Below are 23,733 nucleotides of genomic sequence, written 5' to 3'. Positions count from 1 at the left end.
AGCAATGGGGGTACACCGTGGGCGAACCATACTTCCGCACACAGCGGCCAGATGATCCACGCGGCATCCGCGGTCAACGTATCCGCGACGTGTACTGGGATGAATTCGGCCGCTTCGCCATCCCTGGGGCAAGTATTGATGACTTCGAAGTGGAAGTAGTGGCCATCGGGGAAGCAACTGGGTGGGCTAAAAGCGTGGTTGAGCAAGCCATCTTCTCGCATGCACGCCTGCAGCACTTACCGCAGCTTCGTGCCTTGCAGGCTGAAACGCGTGTGATGGATCTGCAGCACCTTCGCTCGATTGATGTCGCGCTGGCTGAACTCGGTCCAGAGATTACTGATGAGGCCTATGCCGAGTTCGACGCAATGCTTACAGCTACGTTTACTCCGAAGCGGCCTGGGCAAAACGCACCAAAAACCACGATGATTACTCGTCGTATCCGGGAGATGATTAAACGGATTGACCCAACGTGTGCCTATCAGCCGAAGCGACGTCAGCAACGTGTGGCTCAAGCACATGCTGGTGATGACGTGTTGACGTTTGAGGAATCTGCATACACCGGGACTGTGAAAACGTTGGTCACATTGTCGACGAACCCGTTGACTGCGCGTGTGGTGCGAGAGCATGTGTTGGCTACCGCACGGGAGCATAAAACATCGATGGCTGATGCGATGGTGAAACTGCTTTCGGGTGAGATCACCCCAACAAAAGCCACGCTGCATGTGTTTGTGCCGAAGGGCCGTAAGGCTGGTGGTCCAGCCTATGTGCCAGGGGTTGGGGCACTGACTCCGGAAGCCACCGCAGCACTTGATGACCTGCTGGCAACAGCAAAGGTCACAGAAGTAGATATGAAGGCAGAACTCCAAGCGCTCACCGACAGTTACACCCCAACTGAAGCAATGCGTCGCGTGGTGTGTGCTCGTCATACGCATTGTGTGTTTCCGGGGTGCAACGTCCCGTCCCAGCTATGCCAGTTGGATCACCGGATTCCGTTTGGCCAGGGTGGTAAAACCACACCGAGTAACTTGTATCCGTTGTGTCAAAAGCATCACAACTTGAAGACCGATAAGCGTGGTTTCTATGTTCCGGATCCGGATACGGGTGAAATCTTGTGGCTGTTTTCCAATGGCACCTATGAAACCTGCAGTCCAGACAGCTTGATCGAGCACAACACAAACGCCGCGGCCCCACGGTGGAAGAGCAACCTTGAACAGGTATGCCAGCGTCGTAGTCGAGTCGCGCAGTTTTACGCCAAGGGTCACAAAATACTGGACGATTTTGATAACCACCACGATCTTGAACAGGCCAATGCTCAGATCGCAGCGTTGGAGGAAGAATACGGCCTTATATTCCCGATCAAGGCGGTGCTGCCGGAGCCGGTGAGGGAACCGAAAATATCAGACTTTTTCGGGCCGACACCGCCTGTCCGAGAACCTGAGGATGGTTGGGACGAAGAATACGCACCGGAAGACGAATGGCCAGAAGAAATACAGCAGTTAATTTACAACCGCTAGTCCAAGATGGGTCGTTTTGCCTCAAAGCGTTGATGGTTAGGTTGTAAGTTTCACGCTGTGACCTTTATGTTCACGAAAGCGCGGGGGTAATGCTTGGAATGTAGGTGTGTATGCCCTAAGGTAGGCGAGGTAATCCTAACCTCCACACTTAAGAGAAGGACGAACATGATCCGTTTTTCCCGTACCGCGCTCGTCGCAGTAGTCACCGCAAGTGCCCTCGCGCTTGGCGCTTGCTCCTCCACGGAGTCTGCCTCCGAGGCTACCTCCAGCACCGCTGCTGAGGCTTCCGAAGCAACCACCTCTGCAGCTGAGGCTTCTGAGTCTGCAGACGGCACCGTAACGGTCACTGACAACTACGGCGAGAAGACGGTGCCGGTTCCGCCGAAGCGCGTCGTCGCTTTGGATAACCGCTCCTTCGAGCTGCTGGACGCCTGGGGTGTCAAGCCGGTTGCTGCCGCGCGTGCGCTGGTGCCGAAGACCATCCCGGGCCTGAAGGATGATGAGAGCATCGTGGATATCGGCAACCACCGTGAGCCGAACCTCGAGGCAATTGTTGCTGCTGACCCGGATGTCGTCGTCTCTGGCCAGCGCTTCAGGAAATACGACCAGGAGATTGAAACGCTCGTTCCGGACGCAGTCCTGCTGGAGTTCGAACCTCGTGAAGGCGAGCCGTTCGACCGTGAGCTGATCCGCCAGACCCTGGAGCTTGGCGAGGTCTTTGGCAAGCAGGCCGAGGCTGAGAAGGTTGTTGAGGACTTCACTAAGGCAATCGTTCGCGTGCGTGAGGCGTACAACCCGGAGCAGACCGTCATGGGTGTGAACGTCTCGGGTGGTGAGATTGGTTACGTTGCACCGGGTGTTGGCCGCGTCTGGGGGCCGCTGTTTGACCTGATCGGTTTCACCCCGGCACTGGAGATTGCTGGAGGTACGAACGATCACCAGGGCGACGACATCTCTGTTGAGGCGATCGCTGACTCTAACCCGGACTGGATCCTGGCGCTTGACCGCGACGCAGCGATCAAGACGGACTCCCCGGCCGCACTGAGCGTGCTGACTGATTCCGCTGCCCTGCAGAACGTCACCGCGATCAAGGAGGATCACGTCTACGTCGCTCCGAATGACACCTACACCAACGAGTCGATCCTGACGTACACCGAGATCCTCAACCAGCTCGCAGAGCTTTTTGAAGCCAATAAGTAATCCTTACCTAACATCGAGTAACGTCGTACAACGTGACTAAGAAGCTAGGGTTGGCTTGCCTCGCCGTCGTGGCGCTCCTTATAGCGTCAATGGCGGTGGGGCAATACGACATTCTGGGATCTGCTGACGGGTGGGAGATGTTCCAAATCACCCGAGTTCCACGCACTATCGCGCTCGTGCTGGCTGGCGCGGCGATGGCAATGTGCGGACTGATTATGCAGATGTTGACGCAGAACCGTTTTGTGGAACCGACCACAACAGGTACGACGGAGTGGGCTGGACTTGGTCTGTTGACGTCATATGTGCTGTTTCCAAACGGCACCATCATGACGCGCATGGTCATGGCTGTGGTATTCGCGTTTGTGGGCACCATGGTGTTTTTCGCTTTCCTGCGCAAAGTGACGCTACGTTCAAGCCTGATTGTGCCGATTGTGGGCATCATGCTCGGTGCAGTTGTGAGCTCTGTGTCCACGTTCTTCGCGCTGAAAACAGACCTGCTGCAGTCCCTGGGGGTGTGGTTTGCCGGGTCCTTTACCAGCGTCATCGTTGGTCAGTACGAGGTCTTGTGGATCGTGCTTGCGGTCGTGATCGCCGTGTTCTTCTACGCGGACAGGCTTACTGCGGCGGGGCTGGGGGAGGATATCGCCACCAATATTGGACTGAATTACAACCGGGTTGTGCTGGTGGGGACCTCGCTGGTTGCCATCGCCGCCGGTGTGGTCACAGTCACGGTGGGCAATCTGCCGTTCCTTGGTTTGATCGTCCCGAACATCGTGAGCATGATGCGTGGCGACGACCTGCGTTCCAACCTCCCGTGGGTCTGCCTGCTTGGCATCACGATTGTGACCGTGTGCGACATTCTTGGCCGTACCGTCATCGCACCGTTTGAAATGCCGGTGTCGGTCATCTTGGGTGTGGTTGGTGCTGTGGTGTTTATCGCTTTGATTGTGAAGCAGGTGCGGCGTGGCTAATCGTGTCGTGGCTAATCGTTCGGTGGGCAGCTTCGCAACGTCGACAAGCAAAAAGCGCTACTGGGTGGTCATGGGAGTGCTGCTGGTGGTGGCTTTGACATGCGGTGCTGGCCTGTTGGCGTACAACAACCCGATGGAGTTCGGCTCCCGCGGCTACTGGCTGATTGCGCAGCGCCGGCTTACAGCCGTGACCGCGATGGCGATTGTTGCAGTGTGCCAAGGCTTTGCGACGGTTGCGTTCCAAACCATCACCAATAACCGCATCCTCACGCCTTCAATCATGGGCTTTGAGTCCCTGTACGTGGCTATCCATACCGCTACCATCTATTTCTTTGGTGTAAGTGGCCTGCTGCAAGGGCGGACGACCAGTATGTTCGTGCTGCAGGTTGCGTTGATGATTGGCCTGTCACTGGTGCTGTACTCCTGGTTGCTGAGCAACAGCGAGGCGAACCTGCACGCGATGCTGCTGGTTGGCATCGTGCTTGGTGGTGGCCTGGCCAGCGTGTCCACGTTCATGCAGCGCATGCTGACGCCGAGTGACTTTGATGTGCTCACGGCGCGACTCTTCGGCTCGGTCAACAACGCTGACCCCGAGTACTACCCAGTTGCGATCCCGCTGGTAGCGGTGGCAGTTGTGCTTATCCTGCTGCGTGCGCGGTACTTGAACGTGCTGGGCTTGGGGCGAAACGCTGCCATGAACCTGGGCGTGGGCTTCCGCGGTAACGCGATCTACATCTTGGTGCTGGTCGCAGTGCTGATGGCAGTGTCCACCGCTTTGGTTGGGCCGATGACATTCCTTGGCTTTCTGGTAGCGACGCTGACGTATCAGTTCGCTGACACCTATGACCACCGATACCTGCTGCCGATGGCGGCACTGATGGGCTTCTGTATTTTGACCAGCGCGTATTTCCTGATGAACCATGTGTTTTACGCGCAGGGTGTGGTGTCCATCATCATCGAGCTTGTTGGTGGCTTGACGTTCCTCGTCGTGATCTTGAGAAAGGGGAGGCTGTGATTACGCTTTCACGCGTTCGTAAGGACTATTCCGAAGAAACCACTATCGGGCCTGTTGACCTGGACATTCCTGCCGGGGGCATTACTGCGCTCGTGGGGCCCAATGGGGCAGGCAAGTCCACGCTGCTGACCATGATCGGCCGGCTGCTGGATATCGACGAGGGCGCTATCGCAGTCGGCCAGATGGATGTGGCCAGCACTAAGTCCAAAGACCTGGCGAAAGTGGTGTCCATCCTGCGTCAGGAAAACCACTTTGTTACGCGCCTTACAGTGCGCCAGCTTGTCGGTTTCGGACGCTTCCCGTACTCCGGTGGTCGCCTGACAGCTGAGGACGAGCAGATTGTTTCTAAGTACATCGACTTTTTAGACCTGCGTGAACTGGAGAACAGGTTCTTGGACCAGCTCTCCGGTGGACAGCGTCAGCGCGCATATGTGGCGATGGTGCTCTGCCAGGAAACTGAGTACGTCCTGCTTGATGAGCCCCTGAATAACCTCGACATCGCCCACAGCGTGGACATGATGCAGCACCTGAAAGCAGCCGCGCGCGAACTTGGCCGCACCGTGGTCATTGTTTTGCATGACATCAACTTCGCGGCCCGGTACGCGGACTACATCTGTGCTGCGAAAAACGGCCAGGTCGTCGCCTTTGGTACGCCGGAACAGATCATGAGGGATGACTTGCTCACCCAGATCTTCAACACGCCGGTCCAGGTCATCCAGGGTCCTAATGGTCCCTTAGCGACGTACCACTGATCCAGGATTATGCCCTTTGACCTGGCGATTTGCCAGGTCTTTCCATTCATGGTTATATCTTCATCCGTTGCTTCGAGCCGGTTCAGCCGGGGAGAAGGAACAATCTAATCGCATAAAGGTTACGGTCTGATGAACTGTAAGAAACCAAGGTTTAAACGCCGGGTTGACAACAGATAGATCGAAACTGTAGTGTCGTACAAGCTACTTTCGCTTAGAGCCCAGAACGGTTCTGGTGGGGTGTGCGTGTGTTGTTTGAGAACTCGATAGTGTGCCAATGCATTTTGTTTGTGGAATGTTGTTGTGTGTGCCACGTGTTGTGGTGTGTGCCGGTTGGTGGTGTCATGAATCTTGGATGGTGGCATTGTCTGTTTCGGTGCGTCACATGGTGATGTTTTGCTGAAAATGTTGTTTCTTGGTGTTTTTCCTCGTCGGATGGCCAAGGAACGTAAAGTAATTCAAGGATTTTTTTAAGCCAGGCTGACATGATGCATGCGTTTTTCGTGTTGTTGTGTTGGTTGGTTTGTTTTTGGTTAGGTATTGGGCTTTTCACGGCCTGTTTCTGCTGAAACATTTTTTGTGGAGAGTTTGATCCTGGCTCAGGATGAACGCTGGCGGCGTGCTTAACACATGCAAGTCGAACGGAAAGGCCCAAGCTTGCTTGGGTACTCGAGTGGCGAACGGGTGAGTAACACGTGGGTGATCTGCCCTGCACTTCGGGATAAGCCTGGGAAACTGGGTCTAATACCGGATAGGACCACTTCGTAGTTGTTGTGGTGGAAAGTTTTTTCGGTGTGGGATGAGCTCGCGGCCTATCAGCTTGTTGGTGGGGTAATGGCCTACCAAGGCGTCGACGGGTAGCCGGCCTGAGAGGGTGTACGGCCACATTGGGACTGAGATACGGCCCAGACTCCTACGGGAGGCAGCAGTGGGGAATATTGCACAATGGGCGGAAGCCTGATGCAGCGACGCCGCGTGGGGGATGACGGCCTTCGGGTTGTAAACTCCTTTCGCCAAAGACGAATTTGACGGTATTTGGAGAAGAAGCACCGGCTAACTACGTGCCAGCAGCCGCGGTAATACGTAGGGTGCGAGCGTTGTCCGGAATTACTGGGCGTAAAGAGCTCGTAGGTGGTTTGTCGCGTCGTTTGTGGAAGTCCACGGCTTAACTGTGGGACTGCAGGCGATACGGGCATAACTTGAGTGCTGTAGGGGAGACTGGAATTCCTGGTGTAGCGGTGAAATGCGCAGATATCAGGAGGAACACCGATGGCGAAGGCAGGTCTCTGGGCAGTAACTGACGCTGAGGAGCGAAAGCATGGGGAGCGAACAGGATTAGATACCCTGGTAGTCCATGCCGTAAACGGTGGGCGCTAGGTGTGAGTCCCTTCCACGGGGTTCGTGCCGTAGCTAACGCATTAAGCGCCCCGCCTGGGGAGTACGGCCGCAAGGCTAAAACTCAAAGGAATTGACGGGGGCCCGCACAAGCGGCGGAGCATGTGGATTAATTCGATGCAACGCGAAGAACCTTACCTGGGCTTGACATACACCGGATCGCTGCAGAGATGTAGTTTCCCTTGTGGCTGGTGTACAGGTGGTGCATGGTTGTCGTCAGCTCGTGTCGTGAGATGTTGGGTTAAGTCCCGCAACGAGCGCAACCCTTGTCTTATGTTGCCAGCACGTGATGGTGGGGACTTATGAGAAACTGCCGGGGTTAACTCGGAGGAAGGTGGGGATGACGTCAAATCATCATGCCCCTTATGTCCAGGGCTTCACACATGCTACAATGGTCGGTACAACGCGCAGCTACCTCGTGAGGGGACGCGAATCGCTGAAAGCCGGCCTTAGTTCGGATTGGGGTCTGCAACTCGACCCCATGAAGTCGGAGTCGCTAGTAATCGCAGATCAGCAACGCTGCGGTGAATACGTTCCCGGGCCTTGTACACACCGCCCGTCACGTCATGAAAGTTGGTAACACCCGAAGCCAGTGGCCTGTCAAAAGGAGCTGTCGAAGGTGGGATCGGCGATTGGGACGAAGTCGTAACAAGGTAGCCGTACCGGAAGGTGCGGCTGGATCACCTCCTTTCTAAGGAGCTTTATGTTTAACCCACAGTTGTGGGTGTTGGTGGTTGATGTCGCCGAGTGTGTGACTGCCACTAGTTGTTTTTTAAAAAGAATCCGGGTGGATGCATACCCCACACCATAGGTGGTGTGGAACGCAATATCGGGGTATCGCACAGTAATCATTTTCTACAAGCGTTTGTATGTGTTGGCATGCTGTTGGGTGTCTGGGGCAACACGAATGTGTGTGTTCCTAACTGCCTCATGCTGATGTGTCACCTGGTTTGGGTGGTGTGTTGGTGTGTGGGTGTGGTGTGTGAGAACTGGAGAGTGGACGCGAGCATCATGCATCTGGATGCTGGCCTTTGTGGGTTGGTGTTTGGGTGTGTGTTTGTTTTTCTGTTTTTTCTGTTTTTTGTTTGTTCTTTAGTATGTGTATTTCGTTTGTGGTCAAGGGCGTACGGTGGATGCCTTGGCATGCTGAGCCGATGAAGGACGTGTGAGGCTGCGTTAAGCCTCGGGGAGTTGCCAACTAAGCGTTGATCCGAGGATGTCCGAATGGGGAAACCTGGCACCAGTTATGTGGTGTTACCTGCAGGTGAATCTATAGCCTGTATGGGGGTGAACGCGGGGAAGTGAAACATCTCAGTACCCGCAGGAGAAGAAAACAATTGTGATTCCGTTAGTAGTGGCGAGCGAACGCGGATGAGGCTAAACCATGTGTGTGTGATACCTGGCAGGGGTTGCGCATGTGGGGTTGTGGGGCGCATCGTAAGTTATCTGCTAGTGACTTGCTTGATGTGGTTGTGTCAGCGGAAGCGCCTGGGATGGTGCACCGGAGAAGGTGATGAGTCCTGTACGCGAAGACATAGCTGCGTTGGGTGTATGTGTTTTTCCCCGAGTAGCAGCGGGCCCGTGAAATCTGCTGTGAATCTGCCGGGACCACCCGGTAAGCCTAAATACTCAGTGTGACCGATAGTGGATAGTACCGTGAGGGAATGGTGAAAAGTACCCCGGGAGGGGAGTGAAAGAGTTCCTGAAACCGTGCGCTTACAATCCGTCAGAGCACATCTTTTGTGTGATGGCGTGCCTTTTGAAGAATGAGCCTGCGAGTCAGCGGCATGTCGCGAGGTTAACCCAGTCTGTGGGGTAGTCGTAGCGAAAGCGAATCCGAAATGGGTGTTGTTAGTGGCATGTCCTGGACCCGAAGCGGGGTGATCTACCCATGGCCAGTGTGAAGCAGCTGTAAGAGGTTGTGGAGGCGCGAACCCACTTAGGTTGAAAACTGAGGGGATGAGCTGTGGGTAGGGGTGAAAGGCCAATCAAACTCCGTGATAGCTGGTTCTCCCCGAAATGCATTTAGGTGCAGCGTTATACAAGCTTGCTGGAGGTAGAGCTACTGGTTGGTTGAGCGGGACTATCATCTTAGCAATGTCAGCCAAACTCCGAATGCCGGTTAAAAGTGGTGTATAGCAGTGAGACTGTGGGGGATAAGCTTCATAGTCGAGAGGGAAACAGCCCAGATCGCCGGTTAAGGCCCCTAAGGGTGTACTAAGTGGAAAAGGATGTAGGATCGCGAAGACAGCCAGGAGGTTGGCTTAGAAGCAGCCACCCTTGAAAGAGTGCGTAATAGCTCACTGGTCGAGTGGTTCCGCGCCGACAATTCAGTGGGGCTCAAGTACACCGCCGAAGCCGCGGCATAGTTTTTACTATGGGTAGGGGAGCGTCGTGTGTGGGGTGAAGCATTACCGTAAGGGGGTGTGGACTGCACGCGAGTGAGAATGCAGGCATGAGTAACGAATGATACGTGAGAATCGTATCCGCCGAATGACGAAGGGTTCCTGGGTCAAGTTCGTCTTCCCAGGGTGAGTCGGGTCCTAAGGCGAGGCCGACAGGCGTAGTCGATGGTCAACGGGTTGATATTCCCGTACCCGCCTACACGCGACCAATGCTGAAGCAATGATACTAACCACCCAAAGCTACTGATATACGCACCCTTGTGGTGTGTGGTTGGTGGTGATGCGTGGGGCCTGATTTGTTGTAGGTAAGTGATGGGGTGACGCAGAGTGGTAGCCACGCCAGTTATTGGATTCTGGTGCAAGCGTGCAGCACGACAACATGGCAAATCCGGTTGTTATATGTGCAAGGCGTGATGCGTAGCCCATATATGGGTGATGGTGGTGATCCTGTGCTGCCGAGAAAAGCCTCTAGCGATGTGTGTAGACGGCCCGTACCCGAAACCGACACAGGTAGTCAGGTAGAGCATACTAAGGCGAGCGGGTGAACTGTGGTTAAGGAACTCGGCAAAATGCCCCCGTAACTTCGGGAGAAGGGGGACCCAAACCGGTAGCTAACACATGCGGTTAGTGTGCTGGTGTGGGTCGCAGAGAAGAGAGGGGAGCGACTGTTTATCAAAAACACAGGTCCGTGCGAAGACGGTTAAGTTGATGTATACGGACTGACGCCTGCCCGGTGCTGGAAGGTTAAGAGGACCTGTTAGACCCTTTTGGGTCGAAGCGGAGAATTTAAGCCCCAGTAAACGGCGGTGGTAACTATAACCATCCTAAGGTAGCGAAATTCCTTGTCGGGTAAGTTCCGACCTGCACGAATGGCGTAACGACTCCCCTGCTGTCTCAACCACAGGCCCGGTGAAATTGCAGTACGAGTAAAGATGCTCGTTTCGCGCGGCAGGACGAAAAGACCCCGGGACCTTCACTACAGCTTGGTATTGGTATTCGGTGCGGTTTGTGTAGGATAGGTGGGAGACGTTGATACAGCCACGCCAGTGGTTGTGGAGTCGTTGTTGAAATACCACTCTGACCGTAGTGGATACCTGAACCTTGGCCCATGATCTGGGTTGGGGACAGTGCCTGGTGGGTAGTTTAACTGGGGCGGTTGCCTCCCAAAATGTAACGGAGGCGCCCAAAGGTTCCCTCAGCCTGGTTGGCAATCAGGTGTTTAGAGTGTAAGTGCACAAGGGAGCTTGACTGCGAGACTTACAAGTCGAGCAGGGACGAAAGTCGGGACTAGTGATCCGGCACCTACTTGTGGATGTGGTGTCGCTCAACGGATAAAAGGTACCCCGGGGATAACAGGCTGATCTTCCCCAAGAGTCCATATCGACGGGATGGTTTGGCACCTCGATGTCGGCTCGTCGCATCCTGGGGCTGGAGTAGGTCCCAAGGGTTGGGCTGTTCGCCCATTAAAGCGGCACGCGAGCTGGGTTCAGAACGTCGTGAGACAGTTCGGTCTCTATCCGCCGCGCGCGTTGAAACTTGAAGAAGGCTGTCCCTAGTACGAGAGGACCGGGACGGACGTACCTCTAGTGTGCCAGTTGTTCCGCCAGGAGCATCGCTGGTTGGCTACGTACGGAAGGGATAACCGCTGAAAGCATCTAAGCGGGAAGCCTGTTTTAAGATGAGGTTTCATTATAGGTGCCCTATAGACTATGGGGTTGATAGGCCAGAACTGGAAACACAGCAATGTGATGAGGTGACTGGTACTAATCCACCAACACAAACAACAACACAACAAGCAAACACTGAATGTAACAGTGACTGTCGCGTCCACTTTCCGGTATCTGACACACCACCCCCTGTACATAACAGGTAGTGGAACGCCATTACATGGCCCCCAAGATGTGTCGGTGGTTGATAGCGGCAGGGAAACGCCCGGTCCCATTCCGAACCCGGAAGCTAAGCCTGCCCGCGCTGATGGTACTGCACTCGGGAGAGTGTGGGAGAGTAGGTTACCGCCGACCCAACAACTTCAAAACATGATCACACAGCCCGCCTGCCACACACGTGGCAGACGGGCTGCTTTTCGTCACGCCTGCACTTGGTCCCTGTTCTTGGTCGGCTGTCACTAGCAGACAACGAAACCACGCCTGCAAACCTGCAGGTGGAATGTCTCTACACACGAGTGGTTTCACGTTATCTGCTAGCAGACCGTCATCCGGCAGGGTGCAACAGGGATCCTGCTAGACGATGACGAAAACACCCCTACAAAACCCCAGGTCGAATGTAAAGACACAACACCGAAAAACCAATATCGACTAGCAGAGAATCGGTTGCGCGCCGGTAGGCGCACATACTCTTGCTATTAGACCTTGTTCGTTTTTACCCCCGTCGGTTCGTGTGGCGAACACTTTGTAGTTCGCACTTTTCAATGCCTAGCCTGCATGTTCGCTGGCTGGGTAAGTAGTGCTTGGCTCTTCCATGCTGAAGCGAGCAATGGGCCTACCATTAGTGGATACTTTCCACCCCCGCGCATTTTTTGTGTTTAGTTTATTCGGGCTTACCACTTAGATTTATGGCGTTACCCGTCACAGTTTCCTATGACTGTGGTCCGTGCCTATTTGATGGAGTGGTCCATGAATGCCTTAGCGAATGTCACTTCGCGCGTGGTTCAGCGTTATCTTCCGGACGCTTTTGTCCTCGCTATTTTGCTTACCTTCCTCGTGGTGCTGGCGGCTCTTGGGCTCACCGATTCCACTCCGGTTGATGTAGTCAACTATTGGGGCGAGGGCTTCTCCAAGCTGTTTGTCTTTGGCATGCAAATGGCTCTCGTTCTCCTCACAGGGTTTGTTCTTGCACTCAGCCCTGTCGTGGAGAAGATGCTTGACAAACTGACGGATATCCCGAATACCCCAAACCAGGCCTACGCGTTGACGGCAGTGATCTCGTTTATCTGCTGCTACTTGAACTGGGGCCTTGGTCTGGTTGTTGGCGCGCTGGTTGCGCGTGAAATGGGTAAGAAGGTCAAGGGCCTTCACTTCCCGCTCGTTGTTGCTGCTGCGTACTCGGCAGAGATTGTGCGCGGCCCGTCGTCCTCAATCCCGGTGGTCATGGCAACTCCGGATCACTTCATGTACGAGGAGTTTGGCATTATCCCGGTCACTGAGACCTTGTACTCGTGGTGGAACATTGTGGTGACGTTGCTGATCTTCGCAGCCATCGTTGCGTTCTACGCCTTCATCAAGGTTCCGCAGGCCCAGGTTGTGGGCTTTGTGGAAACCGTTGATGAGAAGGCTTTGGAAGTAGACGAGCCAGACAAGTCTGAAATGTCTTTCGCTGAGCGCTTGGATAACTCCCGTGTGCTGCTAATCCTTCTGGCGCTGCTGCCGTTGGCATACCTAGTTTTGCACTTCGCGGATAACGGCTTTGACATCAACCTGAATACCGTTATCCTCCTGTTCCTTACGCTTGCTCTCTTTGCCCACCGCAGCGTCAATCACTTCCTCGCTGCGGTACAGGAAGCAATCACCTCTACCCGCGGCATTATTTTGCAGTTCCCGATTTACGCGGGCGTTGCCGGCATCATGTCGAATTCCGGTCTGGTTGAGGTCTTCTCTAACGCGTTTATCGGGATTGCCAACTCGGCTACGTTCCCAGTGATCACGTTCTTGGTGGCCGGTTTGGTGAACATCTTTATTCCCTCCGGTGGTGGCCAGTGGGCAATTCAAGGCCCGGTCATGCTGGAAGCCGCGCAGGCAATCGGCGCAGATATTCCGCAGACGATCATGGCGTTTGCTTGGGGTGACTCCTGGACTAACCAGATTCAGCCGTTCTGGGCACTGCCGCTCTTGGGCGTGGCAGGGCTTAACGCGCGAAGCATTATGGGCTACTGCCTCGTGTGGCTGTTTATTACCGGCGTTATCATTGCGGCTACCTTCACTCTTTTGGCTGTTTTGTAAGAAATCTGGAGCATATGTTTAACGGATCCCGTTCACAGCACCTGCAAACGCAGATGCTGTATTTGGGCGGTCTGATCGGGCCGATGGCATCGCAAACGCTGATCGCCATGGTGCCCGATATGGCGGTGACGTTTGGCAAAACGGTGCAGGAGGCATCGTTTGTGGTCACCCTGTACATGATTCCGTTTGCGTCGTTGATGCTGTTCTCATCGGCGCTGGTTCGCTACACCGCGCCCCACACGGTGATCAAATGGGCGTACGCGCTGACGTTTATCGGCTCACTGATCTGTTTCCTCGCGCCGACGTGGACGATGTTCCTGTCTGGCGTGCTGGTGATGTCGGTATCAAACGCATTTACGCTGCCGATTCTCCAGATCATTCTGCGCAATACGGTCCCGGCGGGGCAGTTGGGCCAGGCGTTGGGGCGCTACTTTGCTATGCAGTCCCTTGGCAATTGTGCGGGGCCGTTGGTGGCGGGTGCGGCGTCGATAGTCAACTGGAAGCTCATGCATGTGGCCGTGATGGCGCTTGCGGGGTTGATGGTGGTGGTGGGGGTGCCGGCGTCGCAAAGAATCCCGAAGAGCTCCGTGAAGGAGAAAGTGGCGTGGGGGACCATGATCATTCACATCCTGACCGTGCTTGCGGTGGGTGTGAGCATCATCGGTATGACAACGGTGCTGACGATTCACTTGCAGTCGGTGTTTGGGATGCCGGCATCTACACGCGGCCTGGTGATCATGGTCGGTGGGCTGGCGGCGTTCTTCTTCGCGCCGAAGATTGGTGCCTCGGTGGATCGCTACGGTGCGCTGAAGATTCTGACTGCGTGTGCGCTGACGGGGGCGCTCGCGGTGGCATCGATGGCGCACCTGCCGTGGGCAGTTGGTATTGCAGTGCTTTGGGGCATTGCCATGACCAGTGCGCAGGGCCTGCAAACCACCGTGTCTTACTCAGTGCTGCGCACGCCAGGCGGCGCAGGATTTAACGCAGTGGTGCTCTCAGCTCGCTTCTTCGGCCTGGCGCTTACGCCGCTGTTGATCCTGCCGATCTACCTGAGTTCCGTCACGCTTGGCTTTACGGTGCCGGCACTCGTGTTGATGGTGGCGCTCGCCCTGCAGTGGGGAGCGAGTAAACGCCCTAGATAACCGCAAGGCCCTTCTTTGAGGCCTGCAGCAGCTCATCGTTCTTGCGGGCGCGGTTGAGCATCTCCCATTGACGCTGCGGGATCGCGGCCTGGGCGGTCTCAACAACGGAAGCGTCCGGTGTGCCCCACACAATCGGCATCGGGGTGATCGCCTGCCAGTGCTCTTTGTCGTGCGTGGAGCGCTGTGCGCCAACCGCGGCAACCGGCACCTTCGTCCCAACCGCGTTGCTTTCCTGCGGCAAGGGGCGCACGATTTGCGACGCCAACGCCCACCTCTCCTTCTGCCCCGGATCCACATTCGCGTTCACCAGCGCAGTGACGGTAATGGTGGTGCCAACGTTTTCGGTGATCATGGCGGGTGCCAGCGGATTGTCGTTATACAGCTGCTGCGGGCTGACCACGCCGCGGGGGATAACAAGGGCGACAATCAACATCATCACGCCAAACAGCACCAGGCCGAGGGAACCGAGGAGGTGCCAGGGGGAGGCGGGGTCTACAAGAAACCAGATGGCCACACCGGCGGCCACGCTGATGGCAAATAGTGAGATGCCGGAGATCACGAGGTACTTGGTGTTGCGCAGCAGCTCATTGTGCTGCTTGGCGTACGCCTCGTCCACGTCGAATTTGAATACGTGCATGTCGCTCATGGGGTACAAGTCTAGATGGCGGCTGTTTAGATGTCGTCAGCGTCTACAAGCCTGTAGGCGTAGCCTTGCTCCGCTAAAAAGCGTTGGCGGCGCAGGGCGTATTCGGCATCAAGCGTGTCGCGCGCGACCACGGTGTAAAACAGTGCCTCGGCGCCGTCGGCCTTCGGACGCAGCAGCCGGCCCAGGCGTTGCGCTTCCTCCTGGCGGGAGCCAAACGTGCCGGAGACCTGGATGGCCACGGCTGCCTCTGGCAGGTCGATGGAGAAGTTCGCCACCTTGGACACCACAAGGGTGGAGATCTCGCCGTCCCGGAACGCTTGGAAGGCGGTTTCGCGTTTTTTGGTGGACGTTGTGCCGTCGATAAGCTGAGCCCCAATGTGCTGGGCAATCTCTTCCAGCTGGTCAACGTAGGCGCCGATGATCAAGGTCTGCTTGCCGGCATGTAGGGCCAGTAGCTTTTCGACGACCCCCAGCTTCCCCCGCGAGCACGCCGCCAGGCGGTAGCGCTCACGCGTTTCGGCGCTGGCGTAGACGAGCCGCTCCTCCGCGGTGAGTGTGGTGCGCACTTCGACGCATTCGGCGGTGGCGATGTAGCCGGCCATTTCGAGTTCTTTCCAGGGGGCGTCGTAGCGCTTGGGGCCGATGAGGGAGAAGACGTCGTCCTCGCGGCCGTCCTCACGCACGAGCGTGGCGGTAAGTCCCAGGCGGCGGCGTGACTGCAGGTCGGCGGCCATACGGAAGACGGGGGCGGGGAGGAGATGGACTTCGTCGTAAATAATCAGGCCCCAGTCGCGGGAGTCAAACAGTTCGAGCGCCTTGTACTCGCCCTTGGTTTTGCGGGTGACCACTTGGTAGGTGGCGATGGTGACGGGGCGGATTTCTTTGCGCTCGCCGGAGTACTCGCCGATCTCCTCGGGCGTGAGTGTGGTGCGGCGCAAAAGCTCGTCGCGCCACTGGCGGCCGGCGACGGTGTTGGTGACCAAGATCAGCGTGGTGGTCTGCGCCTGCGCCATGGACGCTGCGCCAACGATGGTTTTACCCGCGCCGCAGGGCAGGACGACTACACCGGAGCCGCCCTCCCAGAAGGACTCGGTGGCGTACTGCTGGTAGTCCCGAAGCTCCCAGCCGTCGTGGTTGAGCGCGATCGGGTGGGATTCGCCGTCGACGTAGCCTGCAAGGTCCTCCACCGGCCAGCCCAGCTTGATCAGCTCTTGTTTGATCTGGCCGCGTGAGGACGGATGCACCGGCACCGTGACCTCATCTATAGGCCTGGCCACCAACGGCTGGATTTTCTTGCTGCGGAGAACCTCGGTGAGAATCAGCGGGTCATCGGACTCCAAAATCAGCCCGTGTGCTGGGTGCTTGATCAGTTTGAGGCGGCCGTAGCGGGCCATGGTCTCTGCGACGTCAATGAGCAGCGCCTGCGGGACGGGGAAGCGGGAGTAGCGCTCCAGCACGTCAACGGCCTGCTCTGCGTCAAAGCCCGCGGCGCGCGCATTCCACAGCGCCAGCGGGGTGATGCGGTAGGTGTGTACGTGCTCGGGTGCGCGCTCAAGCTCCGCAAACGGGGCGAGCGCCGCGCGGGCTTTGGCGGCGTTGGGGTGCGCGACCTCAAGCAGTACGGTCTTGTCCGATTGGACGATAAGTGGGCCGTCGCCGTAAGCCATGCGATCTACTCCTCCTGATAGTAGGCGTGGGTAGTCTACGGGCATAGCTGCGAAAAATACATCGCCTAAGCGTGCTAACCCCTCCGAAGCACCTGAGTCCACTTGGTCACGCTGCTGTTGTTGAGGATCGTGCGCTTGTAGATGCGGGCGGCACCCCACACGACGAGGACGGTGGTGACCGCAGCGAGCGTGAAGGAGCCCGCGAGCTGGATGGCGGTGAAGTCGCCAGCTGCGTAGGTCAAGGGCGCGGCGAAGATGGAAAACGGCGGGATCCAGCTCACGACCTGCATGAAGGTGGTGTCGGTGTTGGACCAGCCAAACGACGGGATGTACACGCACGCCATCAGCAGAATCAGGATCGGCATCTGGGTGGACTGCAGGTCCTCGGTGCGCTGCACCATCGCACCGGCGGCAGCATACAGGCCGCCGAAGAACAGCATGGACAACAGCCAGGCGACAAACAGGATGGGGAGGACGGACCAGTCGATTTCGACGTCGTCGATAAGACCCGAGACCTTCAGGCCGACGCCGCCGACAGCGAGCAGCACCGCGGTAGCGAGGAAGCCGAAGACGACGGTGCCCAACAGTTTGCCGGCGAGGAAGTCCAGCGGACGAACGGAGGCCAAGATGAGCTCGACGACGCGCGAGGACTTCTCCTCGGTGACACGGCTGCCCACCTGGGCAGCAAACGTGATCACGGTGAACATGATGATGATCAGCGCGAAAAAGGTGGTGAGCATGCGGGTCAATAGCTGTGCGGTTTCGGTGCCGTCAGCGTCTGCACCTTCAGTGTCGTTGATGTCCACCGGTACGACGTTGACCTGCGGGGAGGCGGCCTCGTAGTCGGCGGGGCTAATGCCCAGGTTGCTTAAGGTTTCCGCGCGCGCCTGCTGCTGGGAGAGGGCGTCGAGGCCGGTGAGGATGCTGGTGGAGGGGGAGCCGTCCGCAAGGACTTCCCAGGTGTCGCCCTCGACGATCAGGGCGGCCTGCACGTCGCCGTCGCGGACTAACTGTTCGGCCTCGGTGCGGTCGGTGGCGGTGCGGGCGTCGTAGCCGGCGTCGTTGAGAAGCTGCTCTGCGATGCCCATGGCGGCGATGGCCGGGCCGCCGCCTTCTGCCTCCGCTTCGTCCTTGTTTTTCATCCAGGAGCCGACGCCAATCATGCCGAGAATGGCCAGCAACATGATCACGAGCGTGACAATGACGCCCTTCTTCAGCAGCAGGATCTGCACCTCGCGCTTCGCGGTGGTGGTGATGGTGTGCATGGGGGAGTAAGTCTTCATTACTTCACAACCTCCTTGAACAGCTCGGCCAGATCCGGCACAACGCGGGTGAACTCGTGGACTGGGCCGGCGGCCATTGCGGCGCGGAGGATCGCCTGGTCGTTGTCGGCGGAGTTGGTTTCTAGGGTGACGTGGGTGGGGGTGTCGCTAATAAGCGTGGCGGTTGCGGGGATCCAGCCGCGCGCCTGCGTACCGACGCGGAAGCGCACCGGGCCGCCGGAGCGCAGCTCATCGACGGTGCCTTCGGCGACCATGCGGCCTCGGGTGACAATGCCGATGCGGTCGCAAAGCCGCTGCACCAAGTCGAGCTGGTGCGAGGAGAAGATGACTGGAACGCCGGCACGTGCGCGGTCGGTGAGCATCGTGCTCATCACGTCCACGGCGACGGGGTCGAGGCCGGAGAACGGCTCGTCAAGAATGAGCACCTCCGGATCGTGGATCAGCGAAGCTGCCAACTGCACGCGCTGCTGGTTGCCCAGGGAGAGGTCGTCGAGCTTGTCGCCCAGACGCTCAGCCAGGCCGAGCTCTTCGAGTAGCTCGGTGCCACGCGCCTTGGCGGCCGCGCCGTCCACACCGTGGAGTTTGGCCAAAAAGACCAGCTGATCCAGGATCTTTTCCTTGCCGTAGAGGCCACGTTCTTCGGGCATGTAGCCGATGCGGCGGCGAGAGTCATTATCAAGCGGGCGCCCATCGAGGAGCACCTCGCCAGAGTCGGCGCTGAGCACGCCTAACGCGATGCGCATCGTGGTCGATTTTCCGGCGCCGTTGGAACCGACGAAGCCGTACATCTCTCCGTCGCGGACGGTGAAGTCCATCCCGTCGAGGGCCTGAACGTCGCCGAAGCGCTTGTAGAGGTCCTGAATCTGAAATGTAGTCACCCGGCCAAAGCTAGCAAAAGATATGACGTTGCGTGAGGCGGGTTTATCATGGACCCATGACGGCTACCATCTCCAATCCTGCGGCGCATTTGGCCCGCGAACTTGGCTCTGACCAGCAACTATCCACCCGCCCAATCGATCGTATTAAGTACGCCCACGATGCGTCGCACTTCCTGTACATGCCCGATGTGGTAGTCGGAGCGCGAAACGCGAACGACGTCGCGGCAGCATTTCGCGCCTCCGCATCTTCTGGAGCCCCGGTGGTGCTGCGCGCTGGGGGCACGTCCCTCTCCGGCCAGGCCGGCGGCGGGGGAATGCTGGTGGATGTGCGAAAGCACTTCCGCGGCGTGGAAGTACTGGATGGCGGCAAGCGTGTGCGCGTGCAGCCTGGCTCCACGGTCCGTCAGGTCAACGCACACTTGGCTGCCTACGGTCGCAAAATTGGCCCAGACCCAGCGTCCGAGGGTGCAGCAACCATCGGCGGTGTGATTGCGAACAACTCCTCCGGTATGGCCTGCGGCACGCAGTTCAACACCTACAACACCATTGAGTCTCTGACGTTCGTGTTGCCGTCCGGCACCGTGATCAACACCGCGGATACGGATTCGGAAGCGCAGTTTGCGCAGCAGGAACCGGAGCTTGTGGAAACGCTGGAGCGCCTGAAGCGCCGCGTGCGTGGGAATAAGGAATCCGTGGATATCATCCAGCGCCACTTCGCGCTGAAGAACACGATGGGCTACAGCCTGAACTCGTTTTTGGATTTTGAGTCCCCGCTGGACATCTTTATGCACCTGCTGGTGGCATCCGAGGGCACGCTGGCGTTTATCGCGGAGGCAGTGTTCCGCACTATTGAGGTGCCGAAGCTGAAGACCACCACCATCGCGGTGTACCCGACGCTGGATGCGGCAACCCGTTCGCTTCCGGCCCTGTTCGACTCGAAGGCAGCAACGCTGGAGCTGATGGATTCGCGTTCCATCAAGGTGGGCCGCACCTTCGACTCGGTGCCGGAACAGATCACCGGCTTCGAACTCGGCGGCCAGGCGGCGCTTTTGATTGAGTACCATGCCAATGAGCTTGAGCAGCTGCGTGAATACGAGCAGGCAGGTTCCAGGCTCCTTAAAGAGTTTGAGCTGCAGACCCCGGCCCAGTTCAGCACTGACCCTCTGGAAGGCGCCAAGGCGTGGGCGTTCCGCAAGGGCCTTTACGCCCAGGTGGCGGAGGCGCGTCCGTCCGGTACGACCGCGTTGCTCGAAGACATCGCGGTGCCCGTCCAGGACCTCGCCGATACGTGCGGTGGGCTGCAGCAGCTTTTTGACACCTACGGCTATGACGAGGCCGTCATCTTCGGCCACGCCAAGGACGGCAACATCCACTTCCTGATCACGGACCGCTTCGAGGGTGATGAAAACCTGAAGCGTTATGACGGCTTCAACGAGGACATGGTCGACCTGGTCCTCGGCGCCGGCGGCAACCTGAAGGCAGAGCACGGTACGGGTCGTGTGATGGCGCCGTATGTGCGCCGCCAATACGGCGACGAGCTCTACGAGGTGATGGTGGAACTCAAGCGCGCCGCCGACCCGCGTGGGGTGATGAACCCGGGCGTGATCATCACTGAAGACGATCGCGAGCACATGAAGAACTTCAAGCTCAACCCGCAGGTGGAAGATGAGATTGACCCTTGCGTGGAGTGCGGCTACTGCGAGCCGGTGTGCCCCTCACGCGACCTGACCATGACCCCGCGCCAGCGCATCGTGGTGCGCCGCGCCCGTGCCAAGGCGCTTAAGGAAGGCGACATGGAGCTGGTAGCACACATTGACAAGGAGTACCAGTACGAGGGCATTGACACCTGTGCGGTGGACTCCATGTGCGTGACCGCCTGCCCGGTGGGCATTGACACTGGCAAGTTCATCAAGTCGCTGCGCCGCGGCGAGGCCGGTGCCGTGAAGTCCGCCGGCTGGGCTGCCGCAGCCAAGGCGTGGGGCCCGGGCAACAGCGTGGCTTCTGTCGCGCTGACCGGCGCCTACTACATGCCGACCAGCCTGGTGCAGAAGGTCACTGACGTTGCGCGTGCGCTCGTGGGCAAGGACACGGTCCCGCAGTACCGTCCCGAGCTGTCCAAGGGTGGCGTGAAGCGTTCCAAGGCGTTTGGCACGCGTATCGGCGCGCCGGGCGTGGAGCCAACCGGTGTGTTCGTCCCGGCGTGTGTGAACTCCATGTTCGGCCCGCAAAGTGATGGCGTGGGCGCCTCTGAGGCGTTTGCGAAGCTGGTGGAGCGTGCAGGTCTTGCGCTTACGGTCCCGGAGGGCATTGACGGGATGTGCTGTGGCACGCCATGGACGTCCAAAGGCATGAGCACCGGCCACGACATCATGCAGCGCCGCGTGAACGACCAACTGATCGCAGCAACGGATGGTGGGCGTCTGCCGGTGGTGGTGGATGCGTCGAGCTGTACGCACGGCTTCCGCGACATGGCGGAAAGTATTGGCATCACGGTCATTGACGCGATCGAGTTTGTGGAACAACACGTGCTGGCAAACCTTGAGGTCACACACAAGGTGCCATCGGTGACGTTGCACCCGACGTGTTCGGCGACGCACCTGGGCATCGTGGAGACGCTGAAGCACGTCGCAGCCGCCGCAGCCGAGGATGTGCGCGTGCCCGCGGAGTGGAACTGCTGCGGCTACGCGGGGGACCGCGGCATGCTGCACCCGGAGCTCACGCACGCGGCAACCAAGCGCGAGGCAGCCGAAGCCAAGGAGCTGGGATCAGCGTGCCATGCGTCCTCCAACCGCACATGTGAGCTGGGCCTGACCGCGGCAACAGGCAAGGACTACGAGCACATTCTGGAGATCCTGGAGCGTGCCAGCCGCTAGGCCAGCACCACTTTGGTGATGCGGGGTAGGGCAATGCGCACGACGCGGTCGGATGCTTCGTCCAGCGCATCCACCTGCCCGGCGCTAACGCTCAGCGGCAGCACGGTCAGCATGCGCCCGCGCCCGTTTTTGTCCACATATCCCAGGCGCACGTGCCGGCGGCCACGCGCGGCAGCCCGCAGGGTTTCCAGGTTGTCGCCGTCAGCTTCCGATTCCTCGTCGGGGCTTTCCAGCTTTGCGACGATCCGCGCAACCTCCCCATCCGCCACCCCACGCACCCGCGGGATGGTCGACGGCGTTGCCGGCACCAGGGCCGGCTCCGGCGCGATGTTCACTGACGCGCCTTGGGCGTTTTCCGCCACCGGCTGCAGGCCCGCTTGGCGCAGCTGCGCCAAGAGTTGGGAAAGCGGGATCTCCGCGATGGCGGCGGTGGGGGCGAGGGGACGTAGGGCGTCGATAAGCGAAAGGGCCCTGGTGATCAGTGCGGGGTCCTCGCTGCGGATGTAGCTGAGCGCTTGGCCGGCGCGGATGGTGCCGTGGTTGCGCGCGACGTCATCAACCATGAAGCTCAGCGCCTGGGGGACCTCGCCCATGACGTGTGCGTGAAGCCACTCGTGGAGCTGAGGGGCAGTCATGCCGCCGGAAAATGCGCGGCGCAGGCTGGCCTCAGAAACCCGCCAGACGCTGGCAAGGCCGGGGGACTCCATGTCGGCGAAACGCTCCAGCACACGCGCAACGTCCGGAGTGAGGGGACCGGGGGCGAGCACCGTCATGTCGGCCTGGGCAATCAGGGTGTCCACCTCAGGCGGAACGAGGGTGGCTGCGGCGGCAACGTCGCCACCGTCTAGCACTGCCTGCAGCGGGGAGGAGGCTGCGCCAAGCGCCAGTGCGCCAACCTGCTCGGCTTCGGTGATTACCGCGTTGATCAGTGCGTCGCGCATAGCGGCGGCCGCCAGGGGAGCCTGAAACAGCAGCATCTGCAGGTTGCCGCCCGCGCGCAGAATGTCCATGCGTGCGTGGCGGATATCAGGCGCGTGGCTTTCCGCGGACAGCAGCTTGTGGCCCTGGTCAATACGCCATGGGGAGGCGACCCAGCCGGCGAGCACAATCGCCCACTGCTGTGTCAACGTGGCGTCGAGCCAGCTCAGCGCGTCGTGGGTCGCTGCGAGCGCATCGGCGTCTTGGGCAGGATCCACATTGCCGCGGCCGATAAGGCCTGCGGATTCGCCGACGGTGACCATGAATGTCGGGTCAAAGCCCAGCTCCTTGGTCAGCGCGGCAAGTGCGCGCACGCCGACGGTGCTGTCCTTGTTCAGCGCTACCGGCTCCGCCAACAGGCGCGTGAGCAGCTGGCGCATCTGGCGCACGGCCTCTAAGCCTTGCGCGGTCGCGGCCTCATCCACCGCGTGCTGGTCTACCTCTGGCTGCTCTGGCTCCACCAGCGGGTAGATGCGCGGGGTCTGGCCGACCAGCGCTTCGCGGACGGGCCGCGGCAGCCGCACGGTTGCGCCGTCAACGCGCACCAGCATTTGCTTGGCTATCAGGCGGGCAACGGGGGTATCCGGATCCGCATCGGGTGCCGCCGCCTTCGTGGTGCCCACGCCACCTGCGCGCGCCAGGGTTTCCAGCACTTTGCGCTCGTTGGCATCAAGCTTTTCGACGCCTTCGCGCACCCCCTCCGGCGCCACATCCGATACCCTCCACCCGGCCGGCAAGGCGCTGAGGGTGCCGGCAGCAATGCGCACAGCGTCGGCGGGGCCGGTGATCAGGGCGCGCTCCCGTAGACGCTCTAGCTGCAGGTCAAGGCCCGTGGTGTCAACCGGGTCAAGCTCCGCACCACGGTCTGCCAGCTGCTCTAGTGCGTGCAGGTCTGCCGCGTTGAGCGTGCGCAGCGCCCGTGAGACAGAACCCGGCAGTCCAAGGCGTGTGCGCAGGGACGCCTGCGTTGGGGGAAGGGGGAAGAACGCGTCCGGGCGGGTGCGAATTAGTGCTCGAAGCTGATCCTCAGTAAACATTTCCGCACAATCCTACGTGCGTTT

13 protein-coding genes and 3 rRNA genes are annotated in these 23,733 nt (G+C 58.8%); 11 read left to right on the top strand and 5 right to left on the bottom strand.

What is annotated here, in order from left to right; all coding sequences use genetic code 11:
* The first annotated feature begins 17 nt into the window (after positions 1–17).
* From AK829_RS06365 to AK829_RS06320, 10 genes are all read left to right on the top strand, one after another.
* Positions 18–1,514: an HNH endonuclease signature motif containing protein gene (locus AK829_RS06365; protein ID WP_052205105.1), complete on the top strand. Its 1,497-nt coding sequence runs from the start codon at positions 18–20 to the stop codon at positions 1,512–1,514.
* 165 nt (positions 1,515–1,679) lie between these two features.
* Positions 1,680–2,714, top strand: coding sequence for a siderophore ABC transporter substrate-binding protein (locus tag AK829_RS06360; protein WP_052205104.1), 1,035 nt, complete (start codon positions 1,680–1,682; stop codon positions 2,712–2,714).
* Positions 2,715–2,746: 32 nt separating this feature from the next.
* The gene (locus tag AK829_RS06355; RefSeq protein ID WP_052205103.1) at positions 2,747–3,685 is read left to right on the top strand and encodes an ABC transporter permease; all 939 of its coding nucleotides are present in this window, start codon (positions 2,747–2,749) and stop codon (positions 3,683–3,685) included.
* A gap of 70 nt (positions 3,686–3,755) precedes the next feature.
* Positions 3,756–4,700, top strand: coding sequence for an iron chelate uptake ABC transporter family permease subunit (locus AK829_RS06350; RefSeq protein WP_083439906.1), 945 nt, complete (start codon positions 3,756–3,758; stop codon positions 4,698–4,700).
* Complete coding sequence (locus AK829_RS06345) at positions 4,697–5,452, top strand: iron ABC transporter ATP-binding protein (protein ID WP_052205101.1); 756 nt, start codon at positions 4,697–4,699, stop codon at positions 5,450–5,452. The genes AK829_RS06350 and AK829_RS06345 overlap by 4 nt, the downstream gene beginning before the upstream one ends.
* 573 nt (positions 5,453–6,025) lie before the next feature.
* Positions 6,026–7,535 (top strand): 16S ribosomal RNA (locus AK829_RS06340).
* 415 nt (positions 7,536–7,950) lie between these two features.
* Positions 7,951–11,035: ribosomal RNA gene (locus tag AK829_RS06335) — 23S ribosomal RNA — on the top strand.
* Between the two features lie 117 nt (positions 11,036–11,152).
* A 5S ribosomal RNA gene (gene rrf, locus AK829_RS06330) occupies positions 11,153–11,270 on the top strand.
* Together the 16S, 23S and 5S rRNA genes form the textbook arrangement of a ribosomal RNA operon.
* A 576-nt stretch (positions 11,271–11,846) precedes the next feature.
* A complete protein-coding gene (locus tag AK829_RS06325; RefSeq protein ID WP_198147750.1) occupies positions 11,847–13,205 on the top strand; it encodes a short-chain fatty acid transporter in 1,359 nt (452 codons plus the stop codon).
* A 14-nt stretch (positions 13,206–13,219) separates the two neighbouring features.
* The gene (locus AK829_RS06320) at positions 13,220–14,347 is read left to right on the top strand and encodes an MFS transporter (RefSeq protein WP_052205099.1); all 1,128 of its coding nucleotides are present in this window, start codon (positions 13,220–13,222) and stop codon (positions 14,345–14,347) included.
* Here AK829_RS06320 and AK829_RS06315 read toward each other — a convergent pair.
* From AK829_RS06315 to AK829_RS06300, 4 genes are all read right to left on the bottom strand, one after another.
* Positions 14,340–14,993, bottom strand: a complete 654-nt coding sequence (locus tag AK829_RS06315) for a DUF3239 domain-containing protein (protein WP_232305668.1) — start codon at positions 14,991–14,993, stop codon at positions 14,340–14,342. The two genes, AK829_RS06320 and AK829_RS06315, sit on opposite strands and share 8 nt — an antisense overlap.
* A 26-nt stretch (positions 14,994–15,019) precedes the next feature.
* Entirely contained in the window at positions 15,020–16,660 is a 1,641-nt protein-coding gene (locus AK829_RS06310) for a DNA repair helicase XPB (RefSeq protein ID WP_052205098.1), read from the bottom strand.
* A gap of 74 nt (positions 16,661–16,734) precedes the next feature.
* Positions 16,735–17,943, bottom strand: a complete 1,209-nt coding sequence (locus AK829_RS06305) for an ABC transporter permease (protein WP_052205097.1) — start codon at positions 17,941–17,943, stop codon at positions 16,735–16,737.
* Positions 17,943–18,821 carry an ABC transporter ATP-binding protein gene (locus AK829_RS06300; protein ID WP_052205096.1) on the bottom strand — a complete coding sequence of 293 codons (879 nt, stop codon included), beginning with the start codon at positions 18,819–18,821 and terminating at the stop codon, positions 17,943–17,945. Before AK829_RS06300 ends, AK829_RS06305 begins: the two co-directional genes overlap by 1 nt.
* A 56-nt stretch (positions 18,822–18,877) precedes the next feature.
* Here AK829_RS06300 and AK829_RS06295 point away from each other — a divergent pair, with 56 nt between their 5' ends.
* On the top strand, positions 18,878–21,694 hold the full coding sequence (locus tag AK829_RS06295; protein ID WP_052205095.1) for an FAD-binding and (Fe-S)-binding domain-containing protein: 2,817 nt from the start codon (positions 18,878–18,880) through the stop codon (positions 21,692–21,694).
* Here the strand turns inward: AK829_RS06295 and AK829_RS06290 are convergent.
* On the bottom strand, positions 21,691–23,709 hold the full coding sequence (locus tag AK829_RS06290) for a helicase-associated domain-containing protein (protein ID WP_052205094.1): 2,019 nt from the start codon (positions 23,707–23,709) through the stop codon (positions 21,691–21,693). The two genes, AK829_RS06295 and AK829_RS06290, sit on opposite strands and share 4 nt — an antisense overlap.
* Positions 23,710–23,733: the final 24 nt, after the last annotated feature.

The sequence above is a fragment of the Corynebacterium riegelii genome, assembly GCF_001263755.1.
In the GTDB taxonomy this organism is placed as follows: domain Bacteria; phylum Actinomycetota; class Actinomycetes; order Mycobacteriales; family Mycobacteriaceae; genus Corynebacterium; species Corynebacterium riegelii.
Note: the sequence above shows the minus strand (reverse complement) of the source record. Positions and strands in the feature narration are given on the sequence as shown.

Coding starts and splice junctions, on each gene's coding strand:
- AK829_RS06360 (WP_052205104.1), top strand. CDS start 1,680: ATGATCCGTTTTTCCCGTACCGCGCTCGTCGCAGTAGTCACCGCAAGT.
- AK829_RS06305 (WP_052205097.1), bottom strand. CDS start 17,943: ATGAAGACTTACTCCCCCATGCACACCATCACCACCACCGCGAAGCGC.
- AK829_RS06315 (WP_232305668.1), bottom strand. CDS start 14,993: ATGAGCGACATGCACGTATTCAAATTCGACGTGGACGAGGCGTACGCC.
- AK829_RS06320 (WP_052205099.1), top strand. CDS start 13,220: ATGTTTAACGGATCCCGTTCACAGCACCTGCAAACGCAGATGCTGTAT.
- AK829_RS06295 (WP_052205095.1), top strand. CDS start 18,878: ATGACGGCTACCATCTCCAATCCTGCGGCGCATTTGGCCCGCGAACTT.
- AK829_RS06310 (WP_052205098.1), bottom strand. CDS start 16,660: ATGGCTTACGGCGACGGCCCACTTATCGTCCAATCGGACAAGACCGTA.
- AK829_RS06290 (WP_052205094.1), bottom strand. CDS start 23,709: ATGTTTACTGAGGATCAGCTTCGAGCACTAATTCGCACCCGCCCGGAC.
- AK829_RS06325 (WP_198147750.1), top strand. CDS start 11,847: ATGACTGTGGTCCGTGCCTATTTGATGGAGTGGTCCATGAATGCCTTA.
- AK829_RS06350 (WP_083439906.1), top strand. CDS start 3,756: ATGGGAGTGCTGCTGGTGGTGGCTTTGACATGCGGTGCTGGCCTGTTG.